Origin of the sequence: Robbsia andropogonis (genome assembly GCF_000970345.1) — a bacterium.
Taxonomy (GTDB): Bacteria; Pseudomonadota; Gammaproteobacteria; order Burkholderiales; family Burkholderiaceae; genus Robbsia; species Robbsia andropogonis.
The window spans coordinates 1-745 of record NZ_LAQU01000221.1 but is presented as its reverse complement, the minus strand read 5'-3'; the positions used below and the strand labels follow the sequence as shown (position 1 = coordinate 745).

The following is a 745-nucleotide window of genomic DNA, read 5'->3' as shown; positions in this document are numbered from 1 at the left end:
GCATCCGATGGTAGCCGTAACAGCGATAATTGCATTCGAAGATGTCTGCCATGACACGACGCGCAACCACATATCTGTCGGTCACGAGCAGACGGGCGCGGTGATAGAAGTAGGAGCTGCGGGCGAGCCGCAGCGCCGACAACAACTCTGGCAGCGCATAGGTTTGTTTTAGGGCATCAACCAACGTCGTCTTCTCCGGGTTGCTCAGGAGCTGCAGGTCGATGCCCATCCCTTTTTTTACTAATTCGTTCGCCTTCGCGAGGATATCGCGCCGAAGCGATTCGACTTGCTTCTCCAGATTCGAACGCTCGTGCTCCGGTGCTCGCTTCTCATGACGTTTCATCGATGCTGGAACCTCCCGGCCGAGTAGTTGGTTCTTCCACTTATATAACATCGGTCTGCTTACGCCCACTTTCTGGGCAAGCATGCGTGCACTGCCTTCTCTGGAGCACAGCTCAATGACGCTCGCCTGTTTCACCGCGAGCGACTGAGGAATGCTGCCGGCCACACGTCCAGCACGGCACTTGCCGATCTCAGGACACTGCTCTCTAATCCAATCCGTAAGTGTTCCACGACTCGGATAGCCCAAAGCCCGTAAGGTCGCTGCCACACAACGATCATGGCTCAAGTAATGATCCATGGCCAGCTTCTTCTGTTCGGCCGAGTACACCTGCTTGGAACGTGCATAGCCTGCCCGTAGATCACGACGCTGTTCGTATTCGAGGTGCCACGATTTTAACGACTT

At 55.3% G+C, this 745-nt stretch carries 1 protein-coding gene; it reads right to left on the bottom strand.

Features of this window, described 5'->3' with window-relative positions; genetic code table 11:
• Positions 1-745: transposase (locus WM40_RS27255; RefSeq protein ID WP_046154680.1), on the bottom strand; the 745-nt coding region annotated here is incomplete at both ends.